Genomic DNA, 15,999 nt, shown 5'->3' with positions numbered 1-15,999 from the left:
GTGTGCGGGCGATCGGCTCGGAACGGCCCCCTCAAACGGGGGGTTGGTGCTGTGCAGAAGACAAGGCAGGCTGACCCCGGGGGGATACACATGACCGATCCACACAGGCCGGTGCTGTTGGCCGCCGAACGAGCCGCCGACGCGTTCCAGTTGTTCAGCCGGGCCTCGGCCGGGCTGCGGCGGCTGGTGCCGTTCCACTCGGCCGTGTGGACGGCCGCCGACCCGGAGACCGGCCTGATCACCGCGCCGATGCTGGTGGAGAACCTCGGCTCCGGTGAGGGCTGTGCCGCCTACTGGGAGAGCGAGCTCCTGGAGGAGAACGTCGTGCCGTTCCGCGAGCTGGCCCGCGCGACCGTACCGGCGGCCGGGTTGCGCGCGGCCACCGGCGATCTGCCCGCCCGCAGTGCCCGCTTCCGGCGCCTCCTGCTCGGCCAGGGCGTGCACGACGAGTTGCGCGCCGTACTGCGGATCGGCGGCCGGCCATGGGGCCTGGTGAGCCTGTTCCGCATCACCGACACGTTCCGTCAGGACGAGATCGCGCTGCTCGCCGGCCTGTCCCGCCCGCTGGCCGCGCGGCTCCGCAGGTTCGCCCGGCCTCCCGGGTCGCACCCCCGCACCGACTCGCCCGCGCCCGGCCTGATCCTCTTCGACGATTCCGGCGAAGCCATGTCGATCAATGACGAGGCACGGCATCACCTCGCGCTGCTGCCGAAGGGGCCGTCCTTCCCCTCACCGCTGGGGCTGAAGCTGCCCATCTGGGTGATCGGCACGGCTCTCCAGGCACGGGCCGTCGCCGACGGCCGCGACCACGGCAACGCCCGGGTGCGCATCCGGACCGCCGAAGGCCGCTGGCTGACCTGCCACGCCTCCTGTCTCACAGGACCCGGCGGCCGGCCAGGCCCTGTAGCCCTCGTCATCGAGCCCGCGGCGCCCGCCGACCTGGCGGTCCTGGTCGCCGATGCATACGGCCTGACCTCGCGAGAGCTCCAGATCACCCAGCTCATCGCGCGCGGGATGACGACCGTTGAGATCGCCACCACGCTGTTCATCTCCCCGCACACGGTCCGCGACCACCTCAAGACCGTCTTCACCAAGGCCTGCGTCTCCAGCCGAGGCGAGCTGGTCGCCCGTCTGTTCACCGAGCACTACTGGCCCGCCCTGCCGGAGCCGACCCAGGTCCAGCAGCCCGGCGGGCCCCCCGCCCAAGCCCGAATCCCCCGCAACTGACGCACCTCCGTTCCGTCGGCCGTGCAGGGCGGGATGGATCAAGGGCGGGACGGATCAGAGGCCGCCGAGCGCCGGGTTCACTCCTGCGGCGGCGGTGGCTTCTTGCGTGACCGCAGGTACACCGCCGCTGCGAGCACGAGCAGCAGGTTTCCCACGATCCACTGACCGCCGCCGTCGGTGAGCGTGTGCGGCAGGTCGGTGTAGCCGAACACGTAGTAGAGGCTGGCGCCTCCGACGGCCCACAGGAGCAGCGCCGCGGGCGCGTTCCGCCCGATCATGTAGCGGAGGATCAGCATCGCGCCGACCCACATCACCGCAAGGCCGTTGGTGTGGACTGTCGCGCCCTCAAGGCCTCTCGTCATGAAGAGACCGACGCCGGTGACCAGCACCCCGGCCAGAAGCATGAAGATCACGTCACCACATCTCTTCTGAGTGGAGCGAGTGGAGTGGATGGAGCGGGTGGAGCGGGTGGAGATGGATTGTTGCGGACCGGACGCTACCCCTCACGGCTCGGGACCCGTCCCGACGGCATGATCGCGGCTCGAGCATTCCGGAAACCCCGACAGCTCGGCGTGTGACTTCGGCAACTCCGGAACGACCGCGGCGGCGCCCGGGCCGCCTCTTCGTGCCGCATGCCTCCCGCTCCCCCGCCCGGAGGGTCTCCCCTCCAAACTCCTTGCGACGCCCCGGCGTTGAGCCTCCGCGGACGGCTATGGCGTATATCGGGAAAAGATCGAACAAGCCGGCCGACGACAGAGACGTCGCGTTCCGTACCGGGTGCCGCCCTCGGCAGCACCGCCCCCGTTCACCGCGTGCGGACACACACTTGGGCATGCCCTGCTGCTTTTCCGCTCCCCTCGCGGCCCTGTCGGCCCTGCCCTCGCCCTGCGAAATCCTACGATCCGGCGCCCTCCTGGCCCCCGCCCTGCTGCGGGCGGCAGCCGGCGCCGTTCACGGCTCGGTACCCACGGGCCACTCCCGTCACTCGGACACCCTGGCGGCCGTCAATCTGGAACTGGTCACCCTGACCGAGGACAGCGCCGTCATCACCTGGTACACGGGAGTGCCCGGCACCCACGACGGGCTGGGCCACATACTCCCCGCCGTCACGGAGGGCGAGGTCGTCTACGGCACTCACCCGGCCCGGCTGAACCGCACCGCGGCGGAGGACCGGCCCACCGCGCACCACCAGGTGGAGCTCACGGGCCTCGAGCCGGGGCAGACGTACTACTACCAGGCCCGCTCGCGGGGCGTGGCCGCCACGCCCACACCCCTGCACCTCGTTCGCGGCAACGCCGTGGGCACATCCCGCTTCGGGTTCGGCATACACGGAGGGCCCTACTCCTTCACCACGCCGCAGCCCCCGCCCGGGAGACACCTGCTGTCGATCGCGCTCTGCAACGACCTGCACGTCGGGGAGACCACCGCCGGTCTGGTGACCGGCGTACCCCTGATGCGCGGGGTGTCACAGGAGCCGGGGCTCGCGCCGTATCCGGAGACCATGAGCCGGGCCCTGGTGGAGGAGGCGCGTCGGCGCGGGGCGGACGTGCTGCTGGCCGCGGGGGACATCTCGGCCGGCGGCGCGCCCCGGGACATGGCGGAGGCCGGGCGGATCCTCGACGGCTTCGGCGCCCACGGGCAGGACTACTTCGTCGTACGCGGAAACCACGACAGACCACGACACTGCGACTGCGGTTCTTGTACGGGCGGTTGCGGGGACGCCTTCCATGAAAGGTTCCTCGGCGGCGCGGGACCCTCGTACTTCGCCCGCGATCTCGGCGGGCTGCGGATCATCGGTCTCGACACATACGAGAAGGCCGGCAACGGGGCCGACACGGGCGGGCTCGGTGCCGAGCAACTGGCCTGGTTCCGGAGCAGGTTGAAGGAGAACAAGGACCAGCCCACAGTCGTGTTCGGCCACCATCCGCTGACCGTACGGGATTCCATCTTCCCCGTGGCGAGCGGACAGCGCCTGAACCGCCGCCAGGCCCGCTCGATCCTCGACGCCTATGCCGGTGCTCCTGGCGTCTTCCTCCACCACGCGGGCCACACCCACCGCAACAAGCGGACCGTCCTGCCCCAGGCCCCGCACGTCACGATGCAGGAGGTCGGCGCCGCCAAGGAGTACCCCGGCGGCTTCTGCCTGCTCCGGATCCACTCCGGCGGCTTCGCCCTCAACCACTACAAGTCCAGCAGTGCTCCGGCCCGCGAATGGAGCGAGCGCAGTCGCCGGGTGGCGGCGGGTCTGTGGCCGCACCACGCCCTCGGCCGCTCCGTCGCCGACCGAAACAGCATGCGCACCCACGACCTGTCCGGCATCAGCCATGCTCGGCTCGGGGCCACGGAGTCGGCCCGCCCCTGACCTGCGGTGCCGCTTCGGGCCGTCACGCGGCCCCTCGTACGACTGGTGAAAGGGCGGCTGCGGCGGGGTCGTGGATGGGTCCCGTGCCGCGGGAGAGGGGCAGGCCGGTGCGGTCGTTGGTGTGGGCGATGATCTCGGCGGTGATGGAGATGGCTGTTTCTTCGGGGGTGTGGGCGCCGAGGTCGAGACCGATGGGGGAGTTCAGGCGGGCGAGCCGGTCGTCCGGTACGCCGGCTTCGCGCAGGGCGTCGAGGCGGTGGTCGTGGGTGCGGCGGGAGCCCATGGCGCCTATGTAGCCGACGGGGAGGCCGAGGGCGAGGCGAAGGAGAGGGATGTCGAACTTGGCGTCATGGGTGAGGACGCAGACTGCGGTGCGGGAGTCCACTTCCGTGCGCTCCAGATAGCGGTGCGGCCAGTCGACGACGACCTCGTCGGCGTGAGGGAAGCGGGCTGGGGTCGCGAAGACCGGGCGGGCGTCGCAGACCGTGACCCGGTAGCCGAGGAAGCGTCCGGCCTCGCTCAGCGCGCCCGCGAAGTCGACGGCGCCGAAGATGAGCATGCGGGGGCGGGGCGCGTGAGTGTGGACGAGGACGGACAGCCGTTCGGGGCAGGTGTCGGCGTCGCCGCCGACTTCGATCCGGGCGGTGCGGCCCGCCCGCAGCAGCGCGCGGGCCTGGAGCGCCACCGCACGGTCCTCGCCCGGGCTGCCGAGGGTTCCGTCGTACGCGCTGCCGTCGCCGTGGAGGGAGAGGGTGCGGCCGAGGAGAGCCTCGGAGCCGTCGATGATCTGCGCGAGGGCGATGGACCGGCCCTGGGTGACGGCTTCGAGGGCCGTGGTGAGGTGGGGCTGGTCGGCGGGGTCGACGTGCTGGACGAGGACTTCGATCTCGCCTCCGCAGGTCAGGCCGACGGCGAAGGCGTCGTCGTCGGAGTAGCCGAAGCGGGCCCGTGCGGGGGTGCCGCGGTCCGCCAGGACCTGTTGGCACAGTTCGTAGACGGCTCCCTCGACGCAGCCGCCGGAGACGCTGCCGACCGCCGTGCCGCCGGTGTCGACGGCGAGGGCGGTGCCGGGTGGCAGGGGTGCGCTGCCGCTGACCTGGACGACGGTGGCGAGGGCGAAGGGGCGGGCCTCACGGCACCAGTCGTACAGCGTGTCCGCGATGTTCAGCATGGGCGGGTCTCCGTGGTGAGACGACGGGGGACGACGTTTTCTGAGCGGAGGTGGGCCGCCGCCGTGCCTTGAGGGGGGTGACACGACGGCGGCGCAGAGGTTCGGCGGCCGGGCATGGCCAGCAGCCGCCGAACGGTTGGGTGAGCACCCCGGGCGGCCGTCCTCACCACGACGCAGGCCGCCCGGGGGCTCGTATCGGGCCTCGGCTCAGAGCAACGCCTCGGCGGTGATGGGCAGTTCGCGGATCCGGCGGCCGGTGGCGTGGAAGACCGCGTTGGCGATGGCGGGCGCCACGCCGATGTGGACGACTTCCCCAAGGCCCTTGACGCCGATGGGGGCGGCCTCCAGGTCCTCGCCGCCGTCGAGGAAGATCGCCCGCAGGTCGGGGACATCGGCGTTGACGGGGACCATGTAGTTGGCGAGGTCGGCGTTGACGATCCGGCCGTCGCGGTGGTCGGTGATCGTGTGCTCCAGCAGCGCCGCGCCGATGCCGCCGACCTGGCCGCCGAGGGCCTGGCTGTCGGCGAGCTTGGGGCTGATGATCCGGCCCGCGTCGTACACGCCGAGCATCCGCCGCACCCGTACCAGCCCCAGGCGGGCGTCGACGGCGACCTCGGCGAACGTCACGCTGTAGCTGTACATGGAGGACCGGGCCTCGCCTGCGGTGTAGGACCCGAGGACTTCGAGGTGGGTGCGGTCGTTGCGGGCCAGGAGCTGCCCGTAGGTCTCGCCGCGCGCCGGATTGTCCTGTACGTGCAGCCGTCCGGCGCGGACCACGACGTCGCCGGCGTCGGCGCCGTACAGCGGCGAGCGCTCGTCCTCGACGGCGAGCTTGATCGCCTGCTTCCGTAGTGTGTCGCAGCCGTCCTGGACTGCGGAGCCGACATTGGCCATGGTCATCGAGCCGCCGTGGGGCGGGGTCAGCGGCATGGTGGAGTCGCCGAGCCGGAAGGTCACCTTACGCATCGTCAGGCCGAGGGCGTCCGCGGCGACCTGGGCCTGGGAGGTGTAGGTGCCCGGGCCCATGTCGCTGGTCGCGGCCTCGACCAGGGCGGTGCCGTCGGCAGCCAGCCTGACCCGGGCCTGGGTGGTGAAGCCCCGCGGGACGTCCATGATGCCGGTGGCCATGCCGGTGCCGATCAGCCAGTCGCCGTCGCGGGTGGAGCGCGGCTCGGGGTTGCGCCGGCTCCAGCCGAACTCGCGGGCGCCGGTGGCCAGGCACTCGCGGAGCCGCCGGGTGGAGAACGGCAGCCCGTTGGACGGGTCCTCCTCCGGTTCGTTGCGCAGGCGCAGCTCGATGGGGTCGATGCCCAGCTTGTGGGCGAGTTCGTCCATCGCCGACTCGATGGCGATGGCGGCGGTGCCGAAGCCGGGACCGCGCATCCACACCGGCGTGTTCACGTCCAGAGGCACCGTCCGGTAGTCCTGGCGGACGTTGGGCGCGTTGTAGAGCATCTGCCCGGCGTGCAGGACACCTTCGGTGAAGTTCTCATACGTCGAGGTCTCGGCCTTCACGTGCTGGACCATGGCGCTCACCCGTCCGCGCCGGTCGCTGCCCAGGCGCACCCGGTACTCGTACGCGGGCCGGTAGCCGGTTCCGAAGTACAACTGCTTGCGGGACAGCACGAGCTTGACCGGGCGGCCGGTTTCGCGGGCGGCGATCGCCGCGATGGTGATGTGGGGCCAGGCGCGAATGGCGTTGCCGAACCCGCCGCCGACGAACGGCGAGATGACGCGCACCGAGTCCTTCGGCAAGCCGAACACGGCGGCGAGGTCCTTCTGCGTACCGATCGGCCACTGGGTCTTGTCCCACAGGGTGAGTTCGTCGCCGTCCCAGCGGGCAAGGGTGGCGTGCGGTTCCATCGCGTTGTGATGGGCGCGAGGCAGTTGGTAGGTGACATCCAGCCGGACGGCAGCGGATTCGAATGCCTTGTCCGCGTCGCCCCGCGCATAGTTCACGGGCTCGCCGGCCGACGCGGAGGCCATGTCGGTCGACGGCTTCGCGGCGTCATAGCGGACCTTCACCAGGCTCGCGGCGTGCTGCGCCGTCTCCAGGGTGGTGGCCACCACGACGGCGACCGGCTGACCGTGGAAGAGAACCTTGTCGTCCTGGAATATCCGCAGCTGCTTGTTGCCCGGCGGATCAATCGACTCCGGGTTTCCGCGGTAGGCCAGCTTGGGTGCGTTGAGGTGGCTGATGACCTTGATGACGCCTGGCTGGGCGAGGGCCGCACGGGTGTCGATGCCGGTGATGCGCCCGCGGCCGATGGTGCTGTCCACGATGACGGCGTGGACGACGCCCTTGATGATGGGGGTCCCCCCGCGCGAGGTTGTTCGAGCGTGGGGCAGTTCGGCGGCGTACGTCGCCTTCCCCGTCACCTTCAGCCGACCGTCCACCCGGGTCAGCGGCGCTCCGACGGCTGCCTGTGGCTGCGGGCTCACTTGGTACCTCCTACGATGCGCAGCTGGCGCTCGACGGTGCGCTGGAGCAACTCGACCTTGAAACGGTTGTGTTCGAGCGGGCGCGCCCCGTCCGCCGCCTGCTTCGCGGCCTCGGCCCACAGGGACTGCGAGGGCCGCTCGCCCACGAGGTGCTTCTCGACGGCGGGCAGCTTCCACGGCACAGTGCCCACTCCCCCGGCGGCGACCTTGGCCTCGCGGATCACCCCGCCGCGTACGTGCAGCGCGACCGCCGCCGAGATCAGCGCGAACTCGTACGACTGCCGGTCGCGGACCTTCAGGTAACCGGACTGGAGCGGACGCGGCTGGGCCGGGATCTCCACGCCGGTGATCAACTCGCCTTCGCGGAGGGCCTGTTCGCGGTCCGGGGTGCTGCCGGGCCGCAGCAGGAAGTCGGCGAAGGGGATGCTGCGTGCGCCGTCCGGACCGAGCAGGTGCACGTGTGCCTCCAGGGCGGCGAACGCCACGGCTACGTCGGAGGGGTGCGTGGCCACGCACTCGTCGGAGGTGCCCAGGATCGCGTGGGTGCGGTTGAAGCCTTCCCGCGCCGCGCAACCCGAGCCGGGCTCACGCTTGTTGCAGGCGGCGGTCACGTCGCGGAAGTAGGTGCAGCGGGTGCGCTGCATGATGTTGCCGCCGATGGTGGCCATGTTGCGCAACTGCGCGGACGCGCTCAGTTCCAGCGCCTGCGAGATCACCGGATACAGGGTGCGGACCTTGGAGTGGGCGGCGGCCTCGGCCATCCGCACCAGGGCGCCGATCCGCAGTCCCCCGCGCTCGGTGACGGTGACCTCGCGCAGGGGCAGATCACTGATGTCGACCAGGGTTTCGGGGCGTTCGACGGTCTCGCGCATCAAATCGACCAGGGTGGTGCCACCGGCGATGTAACGCCCGCCGCGCCGGCCTGCGGTCAGTGCCTCGCGCGTGTCGGCAGCCTTGGTGAAGGAGAAGGGGTACATGGTGGCCGGGCCTCATTTCCCGCGTGCGGTCTGCTCGACCGCCCGCACGATCTTCACGTAGCAGCCGCAGCGGCAGATGTTGCCGCTCATCCACTCGCGGATCTCCTCCTTGGAACCGGTGTGGCCCTCCTCGATACAGCCGACGCCGGACATGATCTGACCCGGCGTGCAGTAGCCGCACTGGAAGGCGTCCTCTTCGATGAACGCCTTCTGCAGCGGGTGCAGTTCGCCGTCCGCGCCGCCGGGGGCGAGCCCCTCGATCGTGGTGACCTCGGCACCCTCCAGGCGCACCGCAAGCGTCAGACAGGAGTTGACGCGGCGGCCGTCGACCAGGACCGTGCAGGCGCCGCAGGCACCGGCGTTGCAGCCTTTCTTGGTGCCGGGCAGTTCCAGGTGCTCGCGCAACAGGTCGAGGAGCGAGGTCCGGTTGTCGACCGCGACGGTGTGCCGTCTGCCGTTGACGGTCAGCGAGACGCTCCCGCTCGGCGGCGCGTCGGCGGCGGCCGCCTCGTCGGCGCCGAGCAAGGGCGTGCCCGCGATCAGGCCGCCGGCCACGACTGCACCACCGACAGCGGTGGTCGTCGCGATGAACGTGCGCCGGGACGGCGCCGAAGAGGGCTCGGCAGAGGGGTCGATCGGGGGAGAAACAGCTGACTCGGTGAGTTCAGTGGACATCTGTACCCTTTCGGAATCGGCGGACAGTCGGGGTGCCTTACGCGTTGTCGCGCCTGAAGACAGCAACCGTGTAGTCGTCACCAGCGGAAACGCCGCCGGCCGGCAGGACGGCGTACTCGCTGTGGCCGCCGCAGGTTGGCCAGACATGACGGGCAGCGGCGCCGGCGGTCAGCGGTCAGCGGTCAGCGGTCAGCGGTCAGCGGTCGATGCTGGCCATGTTCGCCTCGTCGTGGCGCTCCCCCGCGGCCGGTGTGAGGTTGTTCAGGCGGTCGAGCTGCGCGGCGCTGAGCTCGATGCCGTCGGCGGCGGTGTTCTCTTCGACGCGTGAGACCCGCCGGGTGCCGGGGATGGGCGCGATGTCGTCGCCGCGGGTCAGCAGCCATGCCAGTGCGGTCTGGGCCGGGGTGGCTCCGATCTCGGCGCCGATGGCCCGCACTTCGTCGACGATGCGCAGGTTGCGCTGGAAGTTCTCGCCGGTGAAGCGCGGGTTGGTCTTGCGCCAGTCGTCGTCGGTGAAGTCGTCGACGGTGCGGATCTGGCCGGTCAGCAGGCCGTGGCCGAGCGGGGAGTAGGGAACGAACCCGATGCCCAACTCCCGCAGCAGCGGGAGGATTTCGGCCTCGATGTCGCGGGTCCACAGAGAGTATTCGGTCTGGAGCGCGGCCACCGGATGCACGGCGTGGGCCCGGCGGATCGTCTCGGGGCCGGCCTCGGAGAGTCCGATGTGGCGCACCTTGCCTTCGGCGACCAGCTCGGCCAGCGCGCCGACCGTCTCCTCGATGGGCGTGTTGGGGTCGACGCGGTGCTGGTAGTAGAGGTCGATGTGGTCGGTGCCGAGCCGCAGGAGCGAGCCTTCGACCGCCGTCTTCACATTGCCGGCGCTGCTGTCGATGACGCCGGGGCCGTCACCGGCGTGGGAGACGAGACCGAACTTCGTCGCCACCACGACGTCGTCGCGCCGCCCCTTGATGGCCTTGCCGACGATCTCCTCGCTGTGGAAGGGCCCGTAGATCTCAGCGGTGTCGATGTGGGTGACCCCCAGGTCCAGCGCCCGGTGGATGGTGCGGATCGACTCGGCGTCATCGAGTCCTCCGCCCGTGGTGTAGACGCCGGCCATGGTCATGGCTCCCAGGCCGATGCGGGAGACATCGAGCCCGCCCAGTGATACGTGCTTCATCAGATACTCCATTGCTCCTTGTCGTGACGGCCGTCAGGCCCGGTCGGTGGTCGTGATCAGTGCGGTGCGGTGCGCCATCCGTCGGCGGGCCCTGGACGCGGTGCTTCGGCGTATTACTCAGGCGTGGTCGTCGTCGTAGGCCAGGCCGGTGTTGTCAGAGACAGGCGACGGGGATCGGCAGGCCGAACCAGGTGTGCCGGGTGTGCCGGGTGTACAGGGTGTGCCGGATCAGTGCTCCTGGGCCGCGAGCTCCAGAACGAGGACCGGGATTTCACGGTCCGTGTTCTTCTGGTACTCGGCGTATTCCGGGAACGCCGCGACGGCTCGGGCCCACCACACGGCCTTCTCGTCCCCGGTCACCTCGCGTGCCAGCATGTCCTGGCGCACCGGACCGTCCTGCAACTCGACTCGGGGGTCGGCCACCACGTTGTGGTACCAGACCGGGTGCTTGGGGGCTCCTCCCGCGGAGGCGACCACGGCGTAGGAGCCGTCGTGCTCCACCCGAATGAGCGGGGACTTGCGGATCTTGCCGCTCTTCGCGCCCAGGGTGGTCAGGATGACGACGGGCACGCCCCCCAGCTTCTCGTCCTTCTCGTCTTCTTCACGTGTGACCAGGACACCCAGCGTCGTTCCCTGTGTACCGCCGGAGCTTTCGTACAGCTGCACATGGTCACGAACGAACTGCGCCTTGCTCGGCTCGTACTCGCCTTTGAGTGGCATGTTTCCTCTCTCAGGCGTGGGTGTCGGCGTAGGCGAGGCTGCCGCCCAGTTCACGGGAGGCCTCGGCCTGGGCGAGGAGTTCCTTCGCCTTGGCCTCGGCGGCCTCGATGGCGTCCGCGCCGGCGACGAAGCGCTCCAGGGGCTTGTCCTGGTCGGCGATGGTGAGCAGGGCGCGGGCGAGCTTGGCGGGGTCGCCGGGCTGCTTGCCGTTCATGCTCTTCATGCCCTCGATCCTCGGGGCGGTGCGCGGGGCGTAGTCGTCGATGGACAGCTCGGGCCAGGTGGTGGAGCCGTCCACGAGGAGTTCGGTGCGGAAGTAGCCGGGCTCAACGACCGTGGTGTGGATGTTGTACGGCTCGACGTCGTGACGCAGCGACTCCATCCAGCCCTCTTCCGCGAACTTGGAGGCGGCGTAGGCGGAGGTGAACTCCATGCCGACCAGGCCGGCGGTCGAGGTGATGGTGATGACATGGCCGGCGCGCTGTGCTCGCATGACGGGCAGGACGGCGCGGGTGACGTTCATCGGGCCGAAGAGGTTGGTCTCGAACTGCCGGCGCATCTGCGCGGGCGAGATCTCCTCGAAGTAGCCGGTGAAGAGGTTCCCGGCGTTGTTGACCAGGACGTCGACGCGGCCGAAGCGGTCGACGGCGGCCTGCGCGGCGGCCTCGGCGTCCTCGAGGCTTGTGACGTCGAGCTTGGTGACCAGCAGACTGTCCTGCGGCCCGCCGAGAGTCTTCTCGACCTCCTCGGGGCGGCGGCCGGTGGCGACGACCTGGTGGCCGGCGACGAGGGCCTCGCGGGCGATGTCCGTGCCCAGACCGCGTCCGGCACCGGTGACGAGAATGACCTTGCTCATGGGGGGTTCCTTTCGGGTGCCGTGATCCGGCACCCGGTGTGTGCGGGTGGTGATGCGTGGTGTCCGTCCCGGCGGCCGTCCGGGAGATTCACACCGCCGTGGGTCGGTGCACCACCAACAGAACCAGTCGTCACGGGACGCCGGGAGTCCCTGATGAGAGGGGGTACTGACAGGGACCCCCAACCCGGCGGAGGCGCTCGTAGAGTGGAGCACATGGCAGGAAGAAATGACCCTGACGGTACTCATCACGACATCCGCGGCGATTTCCGCGCGGAGATCCGGGAGTTCCTGGGCACGCGACGGGCCAGGGTCACCCCCGAACAGGCCGGACTGCCCGCGTACGGCGGGGACCGCCGACGGGTCACGGGGCTGCGCCGCGAGGAGGTCGCCCTGCTGGCGGGCATCTCCAGCGAGTACTACACCCGCCTGGAGCGCGGCAACGCCACCGGCGTCTCCGAGAGCGTCATCGAGGGCATCGCGCAGGCACTGCGGCTCGACGAGGCCGAGCGGATCCACCTGCTGGACCTCCTGCGCGGCGCCGGCACGACCCGTCCGCCACGCCGTCGGCCCGCCCAGCAGCGCGTCCGGCCCACGGTGCAGCGCGTCCTCGACTCGATGGGCGGCACGCCCGCTTTCGTCCTCAGCGGACGCGGAGACATCCTGGCCGCCAACGCCCTCGGGCGCGCCCTGTTCTCCCCGGTCTACGCCGACCCGGTACGCCCGCCCAACAACGCCCGGTTCATCTTCCTAGACCCACACGCGACCGAGTTCTTCCGCCACTGGGATCAGGTCGCCAACGACACGGTCGCCATGTTGCGCGCCGAGGCCGGCCGCAATCGCTACGACCGGCAGCTGACCGACCTGATCGGCGAACTGTCCACCCGCAGCGAAGACTTCCGCCGCCGCTGGGCCGCCCACAACGTCCGGATCCACACCACCGGCATCAAGCTCCTGCACCACCCGGTCGTCGGCGACCTCGACCTGCCCTTCGACACGTTCCCGCTCGGCGCCGACCCCAGCCAGTTCCTCCTCACCTACACCGCCGAGCCCGCCTCACCCTCGCAGGACGCCCTGAACCTGCTGGCCAGTTGGGCCGCCACCAACGACGACATCGATCAGCCCGCGCCGACCGACGACTCCCAGCCGACCGAGGCGGCCGACTCGACGGAGACCCCCGATTGACCCACGAGCCACTCGTGTCGATGCACCACATGTTTCAGCTCGTGGCCGTCTCGTACTGCGGGCGGCCCGTGGTGCGGTAGGTCTGGATCGTCAGCCCCTTCGGGGTGGACTGCAGGTCGACCAGCTCGAGTCCTGCGTCCGGGCCGGTGGCGGGGAACAGCCGCGTGCCCTGGCCGACGACCACGGGATAGGTGAGCAGTACGATCTCGTCCACCAGCCGGTGGTCGAGCAGCCAGCGGATCAGGGTGCCACTGCCCCACACCTGCAGCTCACCGCCCGGCTCGGCTCTCAGCTCGCCGACGGCGCCCGCGACGTCACCGGACAGGACGGTCGTGTTCGCCCATCGCGGGTCGGTGAGCGTGGTCGAGGCGACGTACTTGGGCCGCGTGTTCAACGCCTCTCCGACGGGGTTTCCCGGATCCATGCCCGCGCCCCAGGAGCCGGCGAAGATCTCGTAGGTCCGTCGGCCGAACAGGAACGCGTCGGCGCGCCGGAAGGCCTGGCCGATGAACGTCGAGGCCACGTCGTCGAGCAGTGGTGGGGCCCATCCGAAGCGCTCGAATCCGCCGCTGCCGTCCTCGTCCGGCGCGTCGGCTTCGCGCCGGGTCTCTGCGGTCCCTGCATCAATCCGTCGATGTCCCTGCGTCACTCCGTCGAGGGAGACGTTCGTGACGGTCGTGAGTTTCATGGTCGCGGTTCCCTTCGCGCTGGGATCGTCGTTCGGTACGACCGGACCGCGGCGCCGATCTCATCGGTCGTGCAGGCTCGTGCGCTTCAGCGCTTCAGCGCTTCCGGGAACCGGAGCGGGAGCGAGGGTGGGGATGGGGGTGCGGAATGTGGTGCGGTTCGTGGAGGTACCAGTAGCGGCCGACGAGGGCGCCGCCGAAGACGACGAAGCCGACACCGACCAGCCAGGACGTCACGATGAGGACGGTGCCGACCGAACCGTACGAGACCGCGTTGCTCACGATGAGCGGGGAGAAGACCAGGGAGGAGAACACACGCAGGCCGCCCAGGCCCACCATCGTGGCGATGGCGCCCGGCAGGAGGGCGCGCCAGGGGACCCGGCCGCCCAGCAGGAAACGCTGCCCCCACCAGAAGAAGAGCACGCCGAGCAGCGCGGACAGCCCGATCCGGCCCCATGAGCGCAGGGTCCCCGACCCCAGGACGGCACCGCTCTGCGCTTCGGCGAAGAGGTAGGCCGTGAGAGCGGCGAGCCACGCCACGCGTCGCCATACGGTGTGCCAGCGCCCGGCCGACAGGTCCCACACCTTTTCGTAACCGGTCTGGACGCTGCCCGCGAACGGCACGCCGAAGACCGCGAGCAGCACCACGCTGAGAGCACTGGTCGTGCTCAGGACCCTGCGGGGCGCGGCGAAGAGGTCCTGCACGGCGTCGGCGGGACGCCCGGACAGCCCCATGCCGTCCACGACCCACTGGGCGAAGCCGCGCTCCTGGATCGGGGCGGTCGCCGCGACCACGATCAGCAGGGGGGCGATCGTCACCAGTCCCAGCGCGGCGAAGCCCATGGCCCGGTGCATCAGCTCAACTTCCGTGCCGCGCCGCCATACGTGCGTGCCCCTGACGTGGAGCAAGCGGCCCAGTTCCCTGGACCGTTGCCCGCGGCTGCGGCTGCGGAGGTGACTCCTGCTTGCGTTCGCCGGGCCGTCCTTGGCCCGGGGGACCCGAGAATCACTCGACCCGGAGGAGTCCGGAGCACCCGGTGAGCCGGATGGCTCAGACGGGCCCGAAGGTTCTACGGGGTCTCCAGGCTCTACGGGATCTCCGGGCCCTGCGGGATTTCCGGGCTCTACGGGCTCTCCGGGCGCTACGGGCTCTCCGGGTTTTACCGGTTCTACGGGTCCGGCACGCCGGTCATGCCCGCCGCCCCGCTCCTCGCCGAACGGGCTCCGGCAAGCCTGGTGCAGTGGTGGCACGACCCCATGGCGCATCCGTGTCACCTCGTTCTGTTTCCGTGCACCGGCGTATGGGCTCGTCCCCGCACCGAGCGGGCCCGTGCAGCGCGAGTGGCTGATTCCAGCGTGCCCCGCCCGCTCCGGATGTGCGACCGGCTCAGCGGCCCAGGCATCCGTTCCGGGGAAATGATCCGGGGAATTGATCCGGGGAAATGAAGAGCCGCCGACCCGAGCGTTCGAATCGGCGGCCCCGCTTTCATGCGCTCGATGCGAGCTCGTGTGTCATGCAGTTGTCATGCAGTCGATGCGAGCCCGTGGAAACCACTGCGGTGGAAGACCATCGGAGGAACATCGGGGTACATGTCGAGCGCCTCGATCTTCAGCAGCACGATCGCGTGATCGCCTGCCTCTACGACCTCATAGATGGAGCACTCCAGCCACAGCGTGGCGCCGTGCACGAAAACGGCCCCGGTCTCGGTGGCGACCCAGTCGACGTCGGCGAAACGCTGACCGCTCTTCGATGCGAGCGAACGCGCCACCGAGCGGTGCTCGCCGGCCAGCACACTCAGTCCCAGGCGACTTGCCTCGGCCAGCCGCGGCCAGGTCGAGGACGTGTTCGCCACGCAGACGGACACCAGTGCCGGATCCAGCGAGACGGAGGTGAACGAGCTGGCGGCCATGCCCTCCGGGGCGCCGTCCACCATCCCGCAGAAGGCGGTCACACCACTGGGGAAGCAGCCGAACGCCTGCCGGAGCAACACGTCGTCGAAACGTCTGTCGGATGCCCGGATCACGGCGTCACCGCCGCCGGGACGTACTTCCTGGCCGACTCGAGCCAGCCGGCCAGGTCCGGCGAGGTCGCGTACTGCGAGTCGATCAGGTACAGGCTCGGCGCGGGACAGCTGGCTCCGATCTCGACGAGTACCGGACGCAGGGTCAGTTCAGGCGCGAGAGCGTGCTGAAGTCCGGCCCCGAGCATGACGGGGAACGTCGGGATCCCGCCGAGCTCACCTTGCCCGAACTGGTCGAGAAACAGCTTGAGGAGACCCGTGTACGTGGCCTTGAACGTCGGGGAGGCCACCACGAGTGAGTCCGCACCCAGCACCGTGGCCTTGGCCTCGGCCACCTTGGGGTCACCCCATCCGAGCAGCCCGGCGCCGAGATCCACCACGTCGACAACTGCGGACGGCGCGCTCCCGCTGAGCTCGCGAGCGATCAGCTCTGCGGCAGCTCGGGTACGCGACATCGGCTTGGGGTTACCGACGACGACGACCGTCATATGAGTCCTCCAAAG

General features: G+C 70.2%; 15 protein-coding genes. 3 read left to right on the top strand and 12 right to left on the bottom strand.

Annotated features, from left to right (window positions below; translation table 11 throughout):
• Positions 1-90 precede the first annotated feature (90 nt).
• Positions 91-1,227 carry a helix-turn-helix domain-containing protein gene (locus tag G5C60_RS00935; protein WP_165254205.1) on the top strand — a complete coding sequence of 379 codons (1,137 nt, stop codon included), beginning with the start codon at positions 91-93 and terminating at the stop codon, positions 1,225-1,227.
• Between the two features lie 77 nt (positions 1,228-1,304).
• Here G5C60_RS00935 and G5C60_RS00930 read toward each other — a convergent pair whose 3' ends face one another.
• Positions 1,305-1,640, bottom strand: coding sequence for a hypothetical protein (locus G5C60_RS00930; RefSeq protein ID WP_165254204.1), 336 nt, complete (start codon positions 1,638-1,640; stop codon positions 1,305-1,307).
• A gap of 419 nt (positions 1,641-2,059) precedes the next feature.
• Between G5C60_RS00930 and G5C60_RS00925 the strand changes: the two genes are divergently transcribed.
• Positions 2,060-3,589, top strand: coding sequence for a purple acid phosphatase family protein (locus G5C60_RS00925; protein ID WP_165254203.1), 1,530 nt, complete (start codon positions 2,060-2,062; stop codon positions 3,587-3,589).
• Between the two features lie 22 nt (positions 3,590-3,611).
• Here G5C60_RS00925 and G5C60_RS00920 read toward each other — a convergent pair whose 3' ends face one another.
• From G5C60_RS00920 to G5C60_RS00890, 7 genes are all read right to left on the bottom strand, one after another.
• Positions 3,612-4,760 (bottom strand): XdhC family protein, encoded by a 1,149-nt coding sequence (locus G5C60_RS00920; RefSeq protein WP_165254202.1) that lies wholly within the window; start codon positions 4,758-4,760, stop codon positions 3,612-3,614.
• Between the two features lie 207 nt (positions 4,761-4,967).
• On the bottom strand, positions 4,968-7,202 hold the full coding sequence (locus tag G5C60_RS00915) for a molybdopterin cofactor-binding domain-containing protein (protein WP_165254201.1): 2,235 nt from the start codon (positions 7,200-7,202) through the stop codon (positions 4,968-4,970).
• Positions 7,199-8,179 carry an FAD binding domain-containing protein gene (locus tag G5C60_RS00910; protein WP_165254200.1) on the bottom strand — a complete coding sequence of 327 codons (981 nt, stop codon included), beginning with the start codon at positions 8,177-8,179 and terminating at the stop codon, positions 7,199-7,201. The genes G5C60_RS00915 and G5C60_RS00910 overlap by 4 nt, the downstream gene beginning before the upstream one ends.
• 12 nt (positions 8,180-8,191) lie before the next feature.
• Positions 8,192-8,854: a (2Fe-2S)-binding protein gene (locus tag G5C60_RS00905; RefSeq protein ID WP_165254199.1), complete on the bottom strand. Its 663-nt coding sequence runs from the start codon at positions 8,852-8,854 to the stop codon at positions 8,192-8,194.
• A gap of 196 nt (positions 8,855-9,050) precedes the next feature.
• Positions 9,051-10,031, bottom strand: a complete 981-nt coding sequence (locus G5C60_RS00900; RefSeq protein ID WP_165254198.1) for an aldo/keto reductase — start codon at positions 10,029-10,031, stop codon at positions 9,051-9,053.
• 228 nt (positions 10,032-10,259) lie between these two features.
• Positions 10,260-10,751, bottom strand: coding sequence for a nitroreductase family deazaflavin-dependent oxidoreductase (locus tag G5C60_RS00895; protein ID WP_165254197.1), 492 nt, complete (start codon positions 10,749-10,751; stop codon positions 10,260-10,262).
• 10 nt (positions 10,752-10,761) lie between these two features.
• Positions 10,762-11,607 (bottom strand): SDR family oxidoreductase, encoded by an 846-nt coding sequence (locus tag G5C60_RS00890; protein WP_165254196.1) that lies wholly within the window; start codon positions 11,605-11,607, stop codon positions 10,762-10,764.
• A 213-nt stretch (positions 11,608-11,820) separates the two neighbouring features.
• Between G5C60_RS00890 and G5C60_RS00885 the strand changes: the two genes are divergently transcribed.
• Positions 11,821-12,789, top strand: a complete 969-nt coding sequence (locus tag G5C60_RS00885; RefSeq protein ID WP_165254195.1) for a helix-turn-helix domain-containing protein — start codon at positions 11,821-11,823, stop codon at positions 12,787-12,789.
• A 34-nt stretch (positions 12,790-12,823) separates the two neighbouring features.
• Here the strand turns inward: G5C60_RS00885 and G5C60_RS00880 are convergent, their stop codons facing one another.
• The 4 genes from G5C60_RS00880 to G5C60_RS00860 all read right to left on the bottom strand — a co-directional run bounded on the left by G5C60_RS00880 (position 12,824) and on the right by G5C60_RS00860 (position 15,984).
• Positions 12,824-13,477: a dihydrofolate reductase family protein gene (locus G5C60_RS00880; RefSeq protein WP_165254194.1), complete on the bottom strand. Its 654-nt coding sequence runs from the start codon at positions 13,475-13,477 to the stop codon at positions 12,824-12,826.
• A 94-nt stretch (positions 13,478-13,571) separates the two neighbouring features.
• Entirely contained in the window at positions 13,572-14,393 is an 822-nt protein-coding gene (locus G5C60_RS00875; protein ID WP_420907330.1) for a YhjD/YihY/BrkB family envelope integrity protein, read from the bottom strand.
• A 605-nt stretch (positions 14,394-14,998) separates the two neighbouring features.
• The gene (locus G5C60_RS00865) at positions 14,999-15,499 is read right to left on the bottom strand and encodes a flavin reductase (RefSeq protein ID WP_165254193.1); all 501 of its coding nucleotides are present in this window, start codon (positions 15,497-15,499) and stop codon (positions 14,999-15,001) included.
• Positions 15,496-15,984: an NADPH-dependent FMN reductase gene (locus G5C60_RS00860; protein ID WP_165254192.1), complete on the bottom strand. Its 489-nt coding sequence runs from the start codon at positions 15,982-15,984 to the stop codon at positions 15,496-15,498. Before G5C60_RS00860 ends, G5C60_RS00865 begins: the two co-directional genes overlap by 4 nt.
• Between the last annotated feature and the right edge of the window lie 15 nt (positions 15,985-15,999).

Origin of the sequence: Streptomyces scabichelini, assembly GCF_011045015.1 — a bacterium.
Taxonomy (GTDB): Bacteria; Actinomycetota; Actinomycetes; order Streptomycetales; family Streptomycetaceae; genus Streptomyces; species Streptomyces scabichelini.
The sequence above is the reverse complement of the archived record's forward strand: the minus strand, read 5'-3'. Positions and strand labels throughout refer to the sequence as shown.